General features: G+C 68.0%; 13 protein-coding genes. 5 read left to right on the forward strand and 8 right to left on the reverse strand.

Features of this window, described 5'->3' with window-relative positions; all coding sequences use genetic code 11:
* Nucleotides 1–31: 31 nt before the first annotated feature.
* The 3 genes from E5K04_RS07630 to hemF are packed head-to-tail and all read right to left on the reverse strand — an operon-like array spanning nt 32 to nt 2,134.
* Nucleotides 32–352, reverse strand: a complete 321-nt coding sequence (locus E5K04_RS07630) for a hypothetical protein (RefSeq protein ID WP_136552632.1) — start codon at nt 350–352, stop codon at nt 32–34.
* A 58-nt stretch (nt 353–410) separates the two neighbouring features.
* Nucleotides 411–1,196 carry an MOSC domain-containing protein gene (locus E5K04_RS07635; RefSeq protein ID WP_136552634.1) on the reverse strand — a complete coding sequence of 262 codons (786 nt, stop codon included), beginning with the start codon at nt 1,194–1,196 and terminating at the stop codon, nt 411–413.
* 29 nt (nt 1,197–1,225) lie between these two features.
* Nucleotides 1,226–2,134: an oxygen-dependent coproporphyrinogen oxidase gene (gene hemF / locus E5K04_RS07640; RefSeq protein WP_136552636.1), complete on the reverse strand. Its 909-nt coding sequence runs from the start codon at nt 2,132–2,134 to the stop codon at nt 1,226–1,228.
* A 122-nt stretch (nt 2,135–2,256) separates the two neighbouring features.
* On the opposite strand from hemF, the gene E5K04_RS07645 reads away from it, so the two are divergent.
* Nucleotides 2,257–4,515: a putative bifunctional diguanylate cyclase/phosphodiesterase gene (locus tag E5K04_RS07645; protein ID WP_136552638.1), complete on the forward strand. Its 2,259-nt coding sequence runs from the start codon at nt 2,257–2,259 to the stop codon at nt 4,513–4,515.
* 5 nt (nt 4,516–4,520) lie between these two features.
* Here E5K04_RS07645 and E5K04_RS07650 read toward each other — a convergent pair whose 3' ends face one another.
* Entirely contained in the window at nt 4,521–5,561 is a 1,041-nt protein-coding gene (locus tag E5K04_RS07650) for a YeiH family putative sulfate export transporter (RefSeq protein WP_136552640.1), read from the reverse strand.
* Nucleotides 5,562–5,628: 67 nt separating this feature from the next.
* Nucleotides 5,629–6,564: a YeiH family protein gene (locus E5K04_RS07655; protein ID WP_136552642.1), complete on the reverse strand. Its 936-nt coding sequence runs from the start codon at nt 6,562–6,564 to the stop codon at nt 5,629–5,631.
* A gap of 130 nt (nt 6,565–6,694) precedes the next feature.
* On the opposite strand from E5K04_RS07655, the gene E5K04_RS07660 reads away from it, so the two are divergent.
* Together E5K04_RS07660 and E5K04_RS07665 are read left to right on the forward strand one after the other, a co-directional pair.
* Entirely contained in the window at nt 6,695–7,555 is an 861-nt protein-coding gene (locus E5K04_RS07660) for a LysR family transcriptional regulator (RefSeq protein WP_136552644.1), read from the forward strand.
* A gap of 54 nt (nt 7,556–7,609) precedes the next feature.
* On the forward strand, nt 7,610–9,148 hold the full coding sequence (locus tag E5K04_RS07665; protein ID WP_136552646.1) for a sensor domain-containing diguanylate cyclase: 1,539 nt from the start codon (nt 7,610–7,612) through the stop codon (nt 9,146–9,148).
* Between the two features lie 7 nt (nt 9,149–9,155).
* Here the strand turns inward: E5K04_RS07665 and thrB are convergent, their stop codons facing one another.
* From thrB to E5K04_RS07680, 3 genes are read right to left on the reverse strand one after another with little or no spacing between them, the layout of a single operon-like run.
* Nucleotides 9,156–10,094 (reverse strand): homoserine kinase, encoded by a 939-nt coding sequence (thrB, locus tag E5K04_RS07670; RefSeq protein ID WP_136552648.1) that lies wholly within the window; start codon nt 10,092–10,094, stop codon nt 9,156–9,158.
* A gap of 8 nt (nt 10,095–10,102) precedes the next feature.
* Complete coding sequence (locus E5K04_RS07675) at nt 10,103–10,429, reverse strand: DUF2782 domain-containing protein (RefSeq protein ID WP_136552651.1); 327 nt, start codon at nt 10,427–10,429, stop codon at nt 10,103–10,105.
* 14 nt (nt 10,430–10,443) lie between these two features.
* A complete protein-coding gene (locus E5K04_RS07680) occupies nt 10,444–11,172 on the reverse strand; it encodes an LOG family protein (RefSeq protein WP_136552653.1) in 729 nt (242 codons plus the stop codon).
* Nucleotides 11,173–11,185: 13 nt separating this feature from the next.
* Between E5K04_RS07680 and polA the strand changes: the two genes are divergently transcribed.
* Both polA and E5K04_RS07690 read left to right on the forward strand, forming a co-directional pair.
* Entirely contained in the window at nt 11,186–13,945 is a 2,760-nt protein-coding gene (polA, locus tag E5K04_RS07685) for a DNA polymerase I (RefSeq protein WP_136552655.1), read from the forward strand.
* 91 nt (nt 13,946–14,036) lie between these two features.
* Nucleotides 14,037–15,347 (forward strand): anaerobic C4-dicarboxylate transporter family protein, encoded by a 1,311-nt coding sequence (locus tag E5K04_RS07690; RefSeq protein WP_136552657.1) that lies wholly within the window; start codon nt 14,037–14,039, stop codon nt 15,345–15,347.
* Nucleotides 15,348–15,395 lie beyond the last annotated feature (48 nt).

Raw genomic sequence — 15,395 nt, forward strand, 5'->3', positions numbered from 1 at the left:
AGACGCGGCAACGGCCGTGTCGTGGCTGGGCTCAGACGGAACGCGGGGGTTTGTGCGGCGGGGCGTGGCTGTGGGTGATCGCCGCCGGTTCAAGGTGCGGGTTATGCACCTGTGAAAATAGGGGGCCGGGCAGCGGTGCGCCGACACCGGCGGGCACCGCGGCGCTCGCCAGCGGGCAGCAGTGCGCGTCGGCGGCAGGTAGCGGGTGCGCCTTCGCCTGCGTGTCCTGGCAGTCGTTCGCGTCGCCAGCGCAGCACAGGTGGGTCTGCGCCATGTTCGCAGGCAGCGCGAAGCCCGCCAGCGGCAGCAGCGCGAGCGAGAACATTAGCAGGACCTGGCGGACAAGACGCATGGTATGGAGAAACCTTTTCAGACTGGTACCGATGCTAGCACGCAGCGGCAAGGCAGCGCTACGCGATGACCTCGACGCTGGCGCCGATTTCGAGTGTGCCTGCGTTTCGGGCGACCAGGTTGACGCCGAAATGCACGCCATCAGCGTGCCGCCGGGTTCGCGCGAGCGTTTTCAGCGGCTCGCCGTCGGTGCGCCGCCGCGCGGTGTCCGGGTCTATGGTGGTCAGCACGCAGCGCGTGCAGGGGCTGGCCACTTCAAACTCGACGTCGCCTATCCTCAGGCGGCGCCAGCCATCCTCCGCCCACGGCAGCGCGCAGTCGACGACCAGGTTCGGGCGCAAGGCACGCATCGGTACCGGCGGTTCGATCGCCGCGTTCAGCGCGGCGAGCGACGCGCGGTTGGCGAGCAGGTAAGGGTAGCCGTCGGCAAACGACAAGGGTTCGGCCAGCACCTCGCGCCGGCGCTGCGACGCTTCACCCAGCCACAGCAGGCGGCACGGCCGGCCGATGAGTTCGCTGAACCACTCGTCGACGCGCGCGTCACCGTGGCGGGCGTCGAACGCGTCACCCCACACCTGGGCGCGCGCGCGTCCGGTGTAGCGGGTGGCGAGCGCCGCGATGGGCGGGCGGCCTGGCGCGGAAAACAGCACCATTCCCGGCCACGGCTCGGCCACCACGCTTACCAGTTGCGGGTCGGAGCGGGCGGTGATGAACTCGCCCTCGGGGGTGGTCAGCAGCCACTCTCGGTCGTGCAGCAGGCCCGCCGTGGTCGCCAGCGCGCGGGCGGCAGCGTTGCCGCGGCAGGACTTGAGCGGGTAGACGTATAGTTCGGCCAGGGTCGGCATGCGGACTCCTCGGGGCGGGTAGTGTGCGGCTATACCCAGTCGCGGGCGGTCAGGTAGTGTTCGGTCAGGCGCGCCTCGGGCGAATCCGGTTCGTTTTGGTGGCCGTACTGCCAGCGCACCAGCGGCGGCATCGACATCAGGATCGATTCGGTGCGCCCGCCGCTTTGCAGGCCGAACAGGGTGCCGCGGTCCCAGACCAGGTTGAATTCGACGTAGCGGCCGCGCCGGTAGAGTTGGAACTGGCGTTCGCGCTCGCCCCACGCCATGCTTCGGCGGCGCTGGACAATCGGCAGGTAGGCCTCCAGATAGCCTTCGCCGACCGCACGCATGAAGGCGAAGCTCGCCTCGAAGCCCGGCGCGTTCAAGTCGTCGAAGAACAGCCCGCCGACGCCGCGCGGTTCGGCGCGGTGCTTGAGGTAGAAGTACTCGTCGCACCACGCCTTGTACTTCGGGTAGGTGTCGGCGCCGAACGGCGCGCACAGGTCGCGCGCGACGCTGTGCCAGTGCACGCAGTCCTCGTCGAAGCCGTAGTAGGGCGTGAGGTCGAAGCCGCCGCCGAACCACCAGATCGGCGCCTCGCCGTCTTTCTCCGCGACGAAGAAGCGCACGTTGGCGTGGCTGGTCGGTACGTAGGGGTTACGCGGGTGGACGACCAGCGACACGCCCATCGCCTCGAAGCGGCGGCCGGCGAGTTCGGGGCGGTGCGCGCTGGCCGACGCCGGCAACGCGTCGCCGGTGACATGCGAGAAATTGACGCCGGCCTGCTCGAACAGCGCGCCGTCGGCGAGCACCCGGCTGACCCCGCCACCACCCTGTTCACGTTGCCAGGCGTCTTCGGCAAAGGGGGCGCCGCCATCGGCCGTTTCCAACGCGATGCAGATGCGGGCTTGTAGGGATAGCAGGAAAGATTTGACCTTGTTTTTGTCTTGCTCGCTCATGATGGCTTTTGTCATTTTTGATGATGCGCATCTTAGCAGAGCAGGGTTGTGCCTTGCGTGCCAGTTCGTTTTACGGGCTCTTATATGATATAAATGCGGGCACAAGACAATGGTAATTGCATATGTCTGATTCAAAGCTGCCTGACCGACTTCAGCGCCAGTTGATCCGGCGTTTCAGCCTATTGATGTTGGGTTTGTCGTTCGCGCTGGTGGTCGGCTGTGTGTTCGTCGTGCGCGTACAGTTGCAGACGACGGCAGCGGTGTTGCAGGTGGCAGCAAGCGAGAAGGTCGGCTTGCTGCTCGACGCAGAAGCCAACCGCCTGTCGTCGCTCGCCCGCGACTACGGCCGCTGGGACGAGACCTACCGCTATGTCGAGCGGCCCGAGCCTGACTTCGTGTACGAGAATTTCGGCTCGAGCTATCAGGGCCTCGACATCGACGTCACCGCGATCCTCGACGCTGACGGCCGTGAACTCTTTCACAGCGGTTGGCCGCCGCGTGCGCGCCTGCCCTCCGGCTTGCGCCGCCAACTGGCCGAGCAGTTCTCCGAGGCGCAGCGCTCGCCTGCGAGCGAGCCAAGGCACTATCTGGTCCTGTTTGACGGTGTGCCCTTGCTGCTCACCGCGACCGCTGTCACCGACACTGAGGCCGAGCGCCCGGCCAACGGCCTCTTGCTGATGGGGCGCTTCTTCAATCAGGAATACCTTTCCCGCCTGTCCGGGCTCGCCGGTGGCGAGCTGCGCTTCGCCCCCGCCGACGCGGTGCGGCCGCCCGTATCGTGGACGCTGGCGCAGGCTGTCGTACCGCTGTCCGGAGACTTGGACGGCCGTGTGTTGCTACTGCAAACGCCGGTGCCGCTGGGCTGGCTGCCGACTGCGCTGTTGCTGTTCGCCGGCAGCCTGCTGTTGTGCATCGCCGTCAGCGCGTGGTGGATGCGCCGCTTCCTGTCCGAGCGGGTCGTCAGCCGGATCGGCCGCTTCGCCGAACTGGCCCGTCTGCGCAAGGCCGGTAACCTGAGTGCGTGGCCGGTCGACGGGAACGATGAGATCGACGCACTGGCGGTCGCCTACAACGCGCTGGGCGAGGAGGCGAGCGAGGCGAGGCAGGGGCTTGCGCGGCTGGAGGTGACCGATCCCTTGACTGGTGTCGGCAACCGCCGCGCGCTCGAGCAGGCGCTGGACGCCTTGTGCGCAGCGCAACCTGCAAAGGCCTGCTTGCTGCTGCTAAACCTCGACGGTTTCAAGCTGGTTAACGACAGCCTGGGGCATGGCGCAGGGGACCAGCTCTTGAAGGAGGCTGCGCAGCGTTTGTATCAGGTGCTGGAAGTGCCGGCTGCGCTGCACCGTCTGGGCAGCGACGAGTTTGCCGTCGTGTTGCCCACCTGCACGCCAATGGCGGCGCGGGCACTGGCACTGCGCCTGCAGGCGGTGCTCGGTGGTAAGTTTTCCTTTTCGGGACGTCAGTTGTCGCTCTCGGCGTCGGCCGGGGTTGCGGCATACCAGGCAGGCCTGTCCGGCGCAGACCTGTTGCGCCATGCCGACCTGGCCCTGGCCAGCGCCAAGGCACGCGGGCGCGGCGAGGTCGCGGCTTTCGAGCCGACGATGCACGACTCGGTTAGCGAACGCATTCGGCTCGAGCAGGGGCTGCGCGCGGCGATCGCTGCCGGCGCGATCACGCCGTATTTCCAGCCGGTGGTCGACGCCGGGACCCGGCGTCCGTACGCGCTAGAACTCCTGGCGCGCTGGCAGTTCGAGGGGAGGACGGTGGCGCCGCTGACCTTTATCCGGCTGGCTGAGGAACTCGGCCTGATCGGCCAGCTGACCGACGCGCTGCTCGCGCGCGCGCTGCCGCAGTTTGCCGCCTTGCGTGCCCGTACACCCGGCCTCAGGCTGCAATTCAACTTGTCGGCGCTGATGCTGAGCGACAGCGGTTTTGCCGACCGGCTGCTGGCGCTGCTCTTGGCCTGCGGCGTGCCGGCCGAGGCGGTGTCGGCCGAGGTGACAGAGACCGCCGCGCAGCAGGAGCAGGGCGACGAACTGCTCGGCCGTCTGGTTGGGGCCGGCATCGGTCTGCACCTCGACGACTTTGGCACCGGCTATTCGTCGATGACGCGGCTTTCCGAGTTGCCGTTCGATACCGTCAAGCTCGACCGCTCGTTCGTGGTGCTGCTGGGCGAGGGCAACGAGACGTTGGCGCGTGCGGTGCACGACATGGCCACCGGCATGGGCAAGGCGCTGATCGCCGAGGGGGTCGAGACCGAGGCGCAGTGTGCAGCGCTGTCCCGGCTGGGCTATTGTCGGATGCAGGGTTATTTGTTTGCCCGGCCGATGCCGGCCGACGCGCTCGAGCGCTGGCTCGCCGAGGGCGTCTGCCGGGTGTAGCGGGTTCAGGGCGCGCCCAGCAACAGGGTGCACAGCAAGGCGCCACCGCCGACCAGCCAGGCGAACAGGATCGCGGCGAGCGCGAGCGGCTTGACGCCCGCGCGGCGGATCGCCGAGACATGGGTGGTCAGCCCCAGCGCGCCCATCGCGGCGGCCAGCACCACATTGTCGAACACCACCACCTCGGCGACCCATTGCTGCGGCAGCAGCGCGAGCGAGTTGAAGCCGGCGACGGCCAGGAACAGCACGGCAAACCACGGGATCTGCACCTTGCCGCGCCCCTTGGCGCCGCCGCCGCGGTGGCGGCGGGCCAGCCACGCCGACAGGAAGATCAGGAAAGGCGCGAGCATCATCACGCGGATCATCTTGGTGATCACCGCGCTGGTTGCTGCGTCCTCGCCGATGGCCTTGCCGGCGGCGACCACCTGCGCGACTTCGTGGATGGTCGCGCCGCTGTATACCCCGTAGAAGAAGGTGTCGTTGTGCACCCAGCCCGCCGCGACCAGCGCGTGCCAGGCGGCGGGGTAGACGAACATGGCGAGGGTGCCGAACACCACCACGGTCGCGACCGCGACCGCCACCTTGTCCGCCTGCGCGCGCAGCACCGGCTCGGCCGCGAGCACCGCCGCCGCGCCGCAGATCGAGCTGCCGGCGCCGATCAGGATGGTGCTCTGCTCGTCGAGCTTGAACACATGCCGGCCGAGCACCCACGCGAGGTAAAAGGTCGACACGACGATCAGCGCGTCGATCACGATGCCCATCACACCGACCGCGGCGATGTCCTGGAAGGTCAGCTTGAAGCCGAACAGGATGATGCCCAGCCTGAGCAGCTTGGCCTTGGCAAAGTCGACGCCGTGATGGCAGCGGCCGGCGATGGCCGGGTAGACGGTGTTGCCGAGCAACATGCCGCCGACGATGGCGATGGTCAACGCGGAAAAGCCGAGCCGGCGCATCCCGTCCAGTTCGGCCAGCCACATCGAGGCCAGCGCCAGCGCGATGGCGAGCGCGAGCCCGGGCAACAGGGAGGTGAGGTGTTCTTTGTTCATGGCGGGCCTGCTGTTCTGTGGAGGCTACCCACAGATGATAGCCAGCGTGGCCCGCCTTGCCGCGCCGTTACAGCTTGAGGACGGCGAGGCTCGCGCTGCCGATGATCGCCCACAGCAGCACGCCCAAGAGCATCGGGCGCAGGCCGACCTGCCTGAGCACGTCGCGCGACAGCGCGGCGCCGATCAGGAACAGCGTCAGCACCAGTGCCTTCTTCGACACCCACACCACCGCATGGCTGAACGCCGCCGGGATCTCGACATAGGTGTTGGCGACCATTGCCAGCACAAAGAAGAAGATGAACCAGGGGATCTGGATCTTGGCGTCGCGGTCGCGGAACACCAGGGTGGTGACGAAGGCCAGCGGGATGATCCACAGCGCGCGGGTCAGCTTGACCGTGGTGGCGACCTTGAGCGCGGTCTCGCTGTACGCGGCGCCGGCGCCGACCACCGAACTGGTGTCGTGGATCGCCATCGCGGCCCAGATGCCGAACTGCTGGTCGGTCAGCCCGAAGTAGTGCCCGAGCGGCGGGAAGATGAACAGCGCGATCGCGTTGAGCACGAAGATGGTCGCCAGCGACACCGAGATCTCGCTCTCGCTGGAGCGGGTCAGCGGCGAGACGGCCGCGATCGCGCTGCCGCCGCAGATGGCGGTGCCGGCGGCGATCAGGTAGGCGGTGCCGTCGCTGAGCTTGAGGCGGCGGCCGATCACCCAGCCCAGCACCATGATCAGGCTGACCGAAACGATGGTGAACAGCATGCCGTCGCGGCCGGACGCCAGCGCTTCGTGCAGGTTCATGCCGAAACCGAGGCCGATCACCGAGTACTGCAGCAACTGCTTGGACAGTTTCTTGCTCAGCGCAGGCAAAGGGTTGCCGACCGACAGAGCGAAGGCGAGGCCGGCGAACAGGCCGATGGCCGGCGAGAACAGCGGGCTGACCAGCGCGAGCAGGGCAAAGGGCAGCAGGCGGGGGTCTTGCCCGCGCAGGAAGGTAGGAAGGTGCATCGTGTGATCCGGTTGCTGCCGGGTGGGATGTGGCCGGCATTCAATGGGAGCGGACGATACCTTTCTTGCGTAAATAAAAAAAATGGATATATTCCATTTTTGCCATCAGTAAATTTAATAAGGAGAGCAGGTGAGGATCACCCTGCGTGAACTCGAGGTGTTCGTCGCCATCGCCGTGCACGGCTCTGCGACCACGGCGGCGTCGCGCGTTGCCCTGACCCAGTCGGCGGCGAGCCAGGCGCTCGACAAGCTCGAAGTCAGCCTCGGCGTGCGCCTGTTCGACCGCGCCGGTAGGCGGCTGGTCCTCAACGAGAACGGGCGGCGCCTGCTGCCGCAGGCGCGCGCGCTCTTGGGTGACGCAGCCTTGCTCGAGCGCCTGTTCGAGACCGAGTTGCCGCTGTTCCGCCTGGGCGCGAGCACCACCATTGCCAACTACCTGCTGCCCGGCCCGCTGGCGGACTTCCGCCGGCGCCACCCCGGCGCGCAGCTGGAGCTTAGGGTCGCCAATACCCGCGACATCGTCGACGCGGTCGTCGACTTCTCGGTCGATTGCGGCCTGGTCGAGGGGCCATGCCAGCACCCGGCCCTGCAGGTCGAGGCCTGGCAAGAGGACGAGCTGGTGGTGTTCGCCGCCCCCGGCCACCCGCTGGCCGGGCGGGCGCTGACGGCCGAGGCACTCGCCGACGCGCCGTGGGTGTTGCGCGAGGCGGGCTCCGGCACGCGCGAGGAGGTCGAGCGGCTGCTGCTCGCGCACCTGCCCGGCTTGCGGCTGGAGCTGGAGCTGGGCGACTCGGAGGCGATCAAGCGCACGGTCGCCGCCGGTTTCGGCGTGTCCTGCCTGTCGCGGCGGGTGGTCGAAGACTGGCTCTCCGACGGCCGCCTGTGCACGCTGCAAGGCCCATTGCCTGTCCTCACCCGCACGCTGTGGCGGGTACGCCGGCGCGAGCGGGTGCCGGGGCGCGGCCTGCAGGCCTTCCTCGAGCTGCTTTGACCGGGAGGCGGGATTTGTTTAGGCTTGCTGAAACATGAAAATTAGATTTATCTGATGCGTAACGGCAAGCCTTCCCTGCACCGCTTGCTGGTGTCGGCCACGCTGTCGATGGCGTTGCTGACCTTGCTGCTGGCCGGCGCGCTGCTGGCGTCCGACCTGCAGTCCGCGCTCGAGCGGCGGCGCCAGGTCTACGACGCGCTGCTCGATACCTTTACTTCCGTCTATATGCAGGCGCAGCTTGACCGCGACCGCGCGCTGCTCGACGCCTTGTCCGGCCAGATTCCCCGGGCGCGGGTGAGGGCGGGCGAACCTGCGCTGTCGCCTGAGTGGGCGCCGCTGCTGGAGACGCTGAAGGCCGGTGGCGAGCATGTCTACTTCTACAACGTGCGCTCGGGGGACATCGACGCCTACCCCGCGTGGACCAAGCCGCCCGGTTTTGTCGCGGCCGATCGGCCGTGGGCGGCCTGGCTCGACCCGCAAACGCCGGGCGAGACGGCCTGGGTCGGCCCCTACCCGGAATTCAGCAGCCGCAAGCAGGTGACGACGACGGTACGCCGCGTGCGCGACGGCGACGGTACACTGCTCGGCCTGCTGATGGTCGACCTGGCGATTTCGCCGGTCGAACAGGCGCTCGAACGTGCGGTCGGCACGACCCCGACGGCGCTGATGATCTATGGACGCGACGGGCAACGCATCGCGGCCGCCAACCCGCAGCGCCTGCCGCTGAACGCCGGCCTGTTGCGGCAGGCGGATACCTCGGCCAATCTCGTGCAGGCTCTGCGGCACGGCATGGTGGTGTACCGGCAGTTGCCGCCGCCGGCCTGGGACATCGTGCTTTACACGCCGGCGGCGGAGGTCAGGCACGCGCTGCTCAAGGCCGCGCCGCGTTACCTGTTCGGGCTGTTCGGATTGCTTGCCCTGTGGCTGGTCGGCTTCTGGCTGTTCAGGCGCATCTTCGTGCGCGAGCAGGCGATGCTGTCGGCGGCGATGGCCGCGCTGACGCAGGGCGCATTGCCGCCGGAACCCCTGATACGGCGCAACCAGACCTGGTTTGTCGGCGAGCAGCTGGGGGTGATCCAGCGCGTCGCGCGCGAGCTGGACGACGCGAAGCGCGCGTCTCAGCAGGACGTGCTGACCGGCCTGGCCAACCGGCGCGCCTTCGACGCCGACTTCGCCCGCCGCTGGCAGGTCGGCGCGCCGTTCTGGCTGCTGGCGATCGACATCGACCATTTCAAGCAGCTGAACGACCGCTACGGCCACCTGTTCGGCGACACCGTGCTGCAGCGGCTGGGCGCGGCCCTGCAGGAGGGCGAGACGGCGTTGGCGCTCTACCGCACCGGTGGCGACGAGCTGATGGCGCTGGTGGACGGTGAGGCCGATGTCGCGGCATTGCTGGACAGGATGCTCGCGCGGGTGGGGGCCCTGCAGTGGCGGGAGCGCGGGCTGGTGGTCAGCGTCAGCATCGGCGCGGCCGCCTTGCCAGAAGCCGCTCACGCCGAGGCCTTGCTGCAGCTGGCCGACGAGCGCCTCTACCAGAGCAAGCACGCCGGCCGCGGCCGCGCGACCTGGCAGCCGGCCGCGCAGCCGGCCTGAGCGCGCCTTACAGCCAGAAGTCCCGGCGCTCGCGGTGGGCGAGCAACAGGTCGCGGAACGTGTTCGGTTCCTTGGTGAAGGTGAGCTCGCCCGCCTGCGGGAAGTGCAGGTCCAGAAGGCGCGACACCCAGAAGCGCAGCGCGCCGGCCCTGAGCATCACCGGCCAGTCGGCTTCTTCCTCGCCGGTCAGCGGCCTGACCTTGCGGTAGCCTTCCAAGAATGCACGCGCCAGTGCGTCGTCCATCGTGCCGTCTTCCCTGCGTGCCCAGTCGTTGACCGCGATCGCCACGTCGTAGAGCAGGATGTCGTTGCACGCATAGTAGAAGTCGATGAAGCCGGCGACCGCGTCGCCCTTGAGCAGTACGTTGTCGCGGAACAGGTCGGCGTGGATCACGCCCGAGGGCAGGTGGTCGAAGCGATGGCTGTCCTGCAGCTGGATCTCTTCCTTCAAGAGCGCGCGGTCCACGTTGGACAGCAGCGGGTACAGCCTGTTCGCGCTCTGGCTCCACCAGCGCGGCCCGCGCGGGTTCTTCATGCGCAGCGTGAAGGTGTCGCCCGCCTTGTGCAGCGCGGCCTGCATCGCGCCGACCGCGCGGCACTGCGCGGCGCTAGGGGTCGCGGTGTCGGCGCCGTCCAGGCAGCTGACCAGGCACGCCGGCTTGCCGGCGAGCATGGACGCGAAGCGGTCGCTGTTGTCGGCGACCGGCGTCGGGCAGGCGACGCCGTGGCGAGCGAGATGGCTCATCAGCGCGAGGTAGTAGGGTAGCTCTTCGAGCGTGAGCGCCTCGAACAGCGTCAGCACGTAGCGGCCCTGCGTGGTGGTGACGAAGTAGTTGGTATTGGTGATCCCGGCGGCGATGCCCTTGAGCCCGACCAGATTGCCCAGGCTGTAGCCGGCGAGCCAGTCTTCGAGTTGCCGCGGGTCGACGGTGGTATAGACCGACATGCTGTTCCTCAGAAGCGCATCAGGACCCACTGCGGGATCACGACGCGGCGGGTGGGATCGATCTGCTTGAGGTTGCCGCTGCCGTCCTCGTCGACCAGGTAGTAGGGCACGCCGATCGACGGGGTGACCTTGATCATGTAGAGCAGGCCGTTGATGCGGTATTCCTCGATCTTGTCGCTGCCCTTCTGGATGATGCGCACCTCCGGCTCGGGCGTACCCGGCTGGACGACGCCGTCGGCGATCGCCGGCGGGGGCGGCAGCGGCGCGGGGGCGGGCGGAGTGTCGGCCAGCGCGAGCGGGCTGGCGACGAGCAGGGCAAACAGGGTGCGGCGCATGGGGAGTCCTTTGCTCACAGGTTGAGCAGTTGTTCGCGTTCTTCGGGCGACGCCTCGAAGCCGCGGGTTTCGTAATGCTTGAAAATGGTGTCGACGATGGCCTGCGGCTCGTCGATCAGCTTGACGAGGTCCAGGTCGTCCGGGTGGATCATGCCGCCTTCGACCAGCTGCGCGCGCATCCAGTCGATCAGGCCGGACCAGAACTCGCGCCCGCACAGGATGATGGGGATGCGCCGGCTCTTGCCGGTCTGCACCAGCGTCAGCGCCTCGAACATTTCGTCGAGCGTGCCGAAGCCGCCGGGCATCACCACGTAGGCGATCGCGTGCTTGACGAACATCACCTTGCGGCTGAAGAAGTGGTTGAACTTCAGGCTGAGGTCCTGGTAGGGGTTCGGGTGCTGTTCGTGCGGCAGCACGATGTTGAGCGCGACCGACGGGCTCCGGCCGTAGAAGGCGCCCTTGTTGGCCGCCTCCATGATGCCGGGGCCGCCGCCGGAGATGATGGAGAAGCCGGCGTCCGACAGCAGGCGGGCAATCTCCTCGGCCAGCTTATAATGCCGGTGATCGCGCGCGGTGCGCGCGCTGCCGAAAATACTCACCGCCGGCGTGATACCCTGCAACTCTTCCGCCGACTCGACGAATTCCGACAGGATCTTCATCACGTGCCACGCCTCGCGCGCGCGGAAGCGCTGCATCATCGCGTAGCGGTCGCTGGTTTGCGGGATCTTGTCGGACAAGCTCATGGCCTCGCCTCTTATGAAAACACTGCTACTGATTGACGGCTCTTCTTATCTTTATCGCGCGTTCCACGCGATGCCCGACTTGCGCTCGCCGGATGGCCGGCCGGTCGGCGCGATCTACGGCATGGTCAACATGCTCAGGCGGCTGGAAAAAGAGGTTGCCTCCGATTATAGCGCCTGCATTTTCGATGCTAAAGGCAAGACATTCCGCGATGCATTGTACCCCGAGTACAAGGCGCACCGCCCGCCGATGCCCGACGACCTGCGCAGCCAGGTCGAGGGCGTGCACGCGGTGGTCGACGCGCTGGGCTGGCCGCGGCTGGTGGTCGACGGCGTCGAGGCCGACGACGTGATCGGCACGCTCGCGCGCATGGGCGAGGCGGCGGGCCTGAGGGTGGTCGTCTCCACCGGCGACAAGGATATCGCGCAACTGGTCACGCCGCAGGTGACGCTGGTCAACACCATGACCAACGAAGTGCTCGACGAGGCGGGCGTACAGGAGAAGTTCGGCGTGGCCCCCGCGCGCATCGTCGACTACCTCGCGCTGATCGGCGACAAGGTCGACAACGTGCCCGGCGTCGACGGCTGCGGCCCGAAGACCGCAGTCAAGTGGCTCGCCGAGTTCGGCAGTCTGGACGGCGTGATCGCGCGCGCCGACGAGGTGAAGGGCAAGATCGGCGACAAGTTGCGCGCATCGCTTGCCTGGCTGCCGACCGCGCGCGAGCTGGTGACCATCAAGTGCGACGTCGACCTCTCGCAGGACCTGCCGCACGCGCTGGCAGGCCTAGCGCCGTGCCAGCGCGACGCGGCGAGGCTCGCCGAGCTGTACCGCGAATTCGGCTTCCGCACCTTCCTGCGCGAACTGGAGGCCGCCGCGCCGGAGACGGCGGCGCCGGCGGCGGGCAGCATGGACGACTTGTTCGCCGACCCGGCAGGCACCTTGCCCGCCAGCCTGCCGGCAGCGCCCGCCGAGCGGCACTACGAGACGGTGTTGACCGACGCGCAACTGGATGGATGGCTCGCCAGGCTTGCCGCGGCGAAAGTGACCTCGGTCGACACCGAGACCGACAGCCTGGACCCGATGGCCGCGCGCATCGTCGGCGTCAGCGTGTCGGTGACGGCCGGCGAGGCCGCGTATATCCCGCTCACGCACCATTACGCGGGCGTGCCCGACCAGCTGGACCGCGACGCGGTGCTCGCGCGCCTCAAACCATGGCTGGAAGACGCGTCCCGTCCCAAGCTCGGGCAGAACCTCAAGTACGACCGCCACGTGTTTGCCAACCACGGCATCGCGCTTGCCGGCGTCGTCGACGACACCATGCTGCAAAGCTACGTCGTCGAGAGCCACGAGCGGCACAATATGGACGACCTCGCGCGCCGCCACCTGGGCGAGACGACCCTCTCCTACGAGGACGTGTGCGGCAAGGGCGCCAAGCAGATCGGCTTCGCCGAGGTCGACCTCGACACCGCGACCCGCTACGCGGCCGAAGACGCCGACATCACGCTGCGCCTCGCATCCGCGCTGGCGCCCATGCTGGAAGGGCGGCTGGAGACCGTGTACCGCGACATCGAGCTGCCGGTGGCCGATGTGCTGTTCCGCATGGAGCGGCACGGCGTGCTGATCGACCGTGAGCGGCTGCAGGCGCAGAGCCACGGCCTGGGGCTGCAGATGCTCGCGCTGGAAACCAGGATCCACGAGCTGGCCGGGCAAAGCTTCAACATCAATTCGCCCAAGCAGTTGCAGGAGATCCTGTTCGGTAAGCTCGGCATCCCGACCAAGGGCGTGAAGAAGACCGCCAGCGGCGGCTACTCGACCGACGAGTCGGTGCTCGAGCAACTGGCGCTCGACCACCCGCTGCCCAAGCAGATCCTCGAATACCGGGGGCTTGCCAAGCTCAAGTCGACCTATACCGACAAGCTGCCGCAACTGATCAATCCACAGACCTGCCGCGTGCACACCAGTTATTCACAGGCGGTCGCGGTGACTGGCCGCCTGTCCAGCTCCGACCCCAACCTGCAGAACATCCCGGTGCGCACCGCCGAGGGGCGGCGGGTGCGCGAGGCCTTCGTCGCGCCGCCGGGGCATGTGATCGTCTCCGCTGACTACTCGCAGATCGAACTTAGGATCATGGCGCACCTGTCGGGTGACGAGGGCCTGTGCGCGGCGTTCGCCGCCGGCGAGGACATCCACCGCGCTACTGCGGCCGAGGTATTCGGCGTGGCGCGCGACGAGGTCAGCAGCGAACAGCGGCGCGCGGCCAAGGCGATCAACTTCGGGCTGATCTACGGCATGGGCGAGTACGGCCTCGCCAGCCAGCTCGACATCAGCGCCGCCGCCGCCAAGGTGTACAAGGACAGTTACTTCCGCAAGTTCCCCGGCGTTGCCGACTACATGGCGCGCACCCGCGAGGAGGCGCGCGAGCAGGGCTACGTCGAGACCGCGTTCGGCCGCCGGCTCTACCTGCCGGAGATCCGTTCGTCCAACGGTGCGCGCCGCGCCGGCGCCGAGCGTGCCGCGATCAACGCGCCGATGCAGGGCACGGCCGCCGACCTGATCAAGCTCGCGATGATCGCCGTGCAGCGCTACCTGGACGAGGCGCAGCTTGGCAGCCGCCTGGTGATGCAGGTGCACGACGAACTAGTGCTCGAAGTACCCGAGGCCGAGCTTGAACTGATCCGCCACAAGCTGCCCGAGCTGATGGCCGGGGTCGCCCAGCTTAAGGTGCCGCTGCTGGCCGAGCTTGGCGCGGGCGAGAGCTGGGAGGCCGCGCACTGAGCCGAATCGGGCCGGGTTTGATCTGGCACATAAGAAGCTAGTACGTACTTTGCAATAATCCGGCCCCATCGATTTCCAGATGGGGTTTTTCATGTTTGCAATGCAACTCGCGGTGGTCGCGCTGGCGATCATCGTCGGCGCCCGCCTCTCCGGCGTCGGCCTCGGCATGATGGGCGGGCTTGGCCTGGCCGTGCTCACCTTCGTGTTCGGCCTGAAACCGACCGCGCCGCCGATCGACGTGATGCTGATGATCCTCGCGGTGATCACCGCGGCGGCGGCGATGCAGACCGCCGGCGGCCTCGACTACCTGGTGCGCATGGCCGAACGCATCCTGCGCCGCAATCCGTCGCGCGTCACCTTCCTCGGCCCGCTGGTCACCTACGTGTTCACGCTGTTCGCCGGCACCGGCCACGTCGCGTACTCGGTGCTGCCGGTGATCGCGCAGGTCGCCCGCGAGTCCGGCGTGCGCCCTGAGCGCCCGCTGTCGATCGCGGTGATCGCCTCGCAGCAGGCGATCGTCGCCAGCCCGATCTCGGCGGCGACCGTCGCCTTGCTCGGCATGCTGTCCGGCCAGGGCTTCGAGCTGATCGACATCCTGAAGATCTCGCTGCCGGCGACCTTCTGCGGCTGCCTGATCGGCGCTGCCGTGGTCAACCGCATGGGCCGCGAACTGGTCGACGACCCCGAATACCGCCGCCGCCTCGACGCCGGACTGGTCGCCGAGACGGGCGCGGCCGAGCAGGCCCGGCTGCCGGCCGGCGCGCGGCTGTCGGTGTGGATCTTCCTCGCCGCCGCGCTCGCGGTGGTGCTGGTCGGCACCTTCCCCGAACTGCGCCCGGCGTGGCCGACTGCCGAGGGCGGCAGCGACCGGCTGTCGATGGCGCTGGCGATCGAGATGATCATGCTGAGCGCGGCTGGCCTGATCGTGCTCGCGTGCCGGGTCGAAGTCGGCCGCGTCGCGCAGGGCTCGGTGTTCCAGGCCGGCGCCGCTGCGGTGATCGCGATCTTCGGCATCGCGTGGATGGGCGACACCTTCTTCCACGCGCACATGGACTACCTGTCCGCGTCGGTGCAGGGCCTGGTGACGCAGGCGCCGTGGCTGTTCGCGCTGGCGCTGTTCATGATGTCGGTGCTGCTCAACAGCCAGGCGGCGACCGTGCGCGCGTTGGTGCCGCTGGGCATGGGCCTCGGCCTGCCCGGCGCCAGCCTGATCGCGATGTTCCCGGCGGTGAACGGCTACTTCTTCATCCCGAACTACCCGCCCCTGATCGCCGCGATCAACTTCGACACCACCGGCACCACGCGCATCGGCCGCTGGCTGCTCAACCACAGCTTCATGGTCCCCGGGCTGGTCGCGACCTGGAGCGCAGTCGCCATCGGCTGGCTGCTGGTCATGCTGTAAGCCTTACCGTTCGGCCATGCCAAAGCCCCGCCATAGCGCGGGGCTTTT

This window comes from Crenobacter intestini (assembly GCF_004919095.1).
GTDB lineage: Bacteria > Pseudomonadota > Gammaproteobacteria > Burkholderiales > Chromobacteriaceae > Craterilacuibacter > Craterilacuibacter intestini.